Source organism: Marinobacter sp. EN3 (genome assembly GCF_000475315.1).
In the GTDB taxonomy this organism is placed as follows: domain Bacteria; phylum Pseudomonadota; class Gammaproteobacteria; order Pseudomonadales; family Oleiphilaceae; genus Marinobacter; species Marinobacter nauticus.
This window is the reverse complement of the sequence record NZ_AXCC01000050.1, coordinates 1-1,191: the sequence shown is the minus strand read 5'-3', so window position 1 is coordinate 1,191 and position 1,191 is coordinate 1. Positions and strand designations below refer to the sequence as shown.

Here is a 1,191-nt window from a genome sequence, read left to right as displayed (position 1 = left end):
AAAGCAAAGTTTGAGCGTAACAAGCCGCACGTAAACGTGGGCACCATCGGTCACGTTGACCATGGTAAGACCACTCTGACAGCCGCCCTGACTCGTGTATGTCACGAAGTTTGGGGCACTGGCGAGAGCCGTGCTTTTGATCAGATCGATAACGCACCGGAAGAGCGTGCGCGTGGTATTACCATCGCGACCTCTCACGTAGAGTACGATTCTCCGACCCGTCACTACGCCCACGTAGACTGCCCGGGCCACGCTGACTATGTGAAGAACATGATCACTGGTGCGGCACAAATGGACGGCGCGATCCTGGTTTGCTCCGCAGCTGACGGCCCCATGCCGCAGACTCGTGAGCACATCCTGTTGTCCCGTCAGGTTGGCGTTCCTTTCATTGTCGTGTTCCTGAACAAGGCTGACATGGTAGACGACGAGGAGCTGCTGGAGCTGGTTGAGATGGAAGTTCGTGACCTGCTGAGCCAGTACGACTTCCCGGGTGACGATACTCCGATCATCACCGGTTCTGCCCTGATGGCGCTGGAAGGCAAAGACGACAACGAAATGGGTACTACCGCTGTGAAGAAGCTGGTAGAAGCCCTGGACGACTACATCCCTGAGCCGGAGCGTGCGATCGATCAGCCGTTCCTGATGCCGATCGAGGACGTATTCTCCATCTCCGGTCGTGGTACCGTAGTAACTGGCCGTGTTGAGCGTGGCATCATCAAGGTTGGTGACGAAGTGGAAATCGTGGGTATCCGCGACACCACCAAGACCACCTGTACCGGTGTTGAGATGTTCCGCAAGCTGCTGGACGAAGGTCGTGCCGGCGAGAACGTTGGTGTTCTGCTGCGTGGTACCAAGCGTGACGACGTTGAGCGTGGTCAGGTTCTGTGTGTACCGGGCTCCATCAAGCCGCACACCAAGTTCGAGTGTGAAGTGTACGTACTGTCCAAAGAAGAAGGTGGTCGTCATACTCCGTTCTTCAAGGGCTACCGTCCGCAGTTCTACTTCCGGACCACTGACGTGACCGGTTCTTGCGAACTGCCGGAAGGCGTAGAAATGGTAATGCCGGGTGACAACGTGAAAATGACCGTCACCCTGATCGCTCCGATCGCCATGGAAGATGGCCTGCGCTTCGCGATTCGCGAAGGTGGTCGTACCGTTGGTGCCGGCGTGGTCGCCAAGATCATCGAGTAA

1 protein-coding gene is annotated in these 1,191 nt (G+C 56.8%); it reads left to right on the top strand.

Annotated elements, in window-relative coordinates:
* Positions 1 to 1,191 (top strand): elongation factor Tu (tuf, locus tag Q675_RS32630; protein ID WP_023011692.1); only part of this gene is annotated, 1,191 nt, incomplete at its 5' end.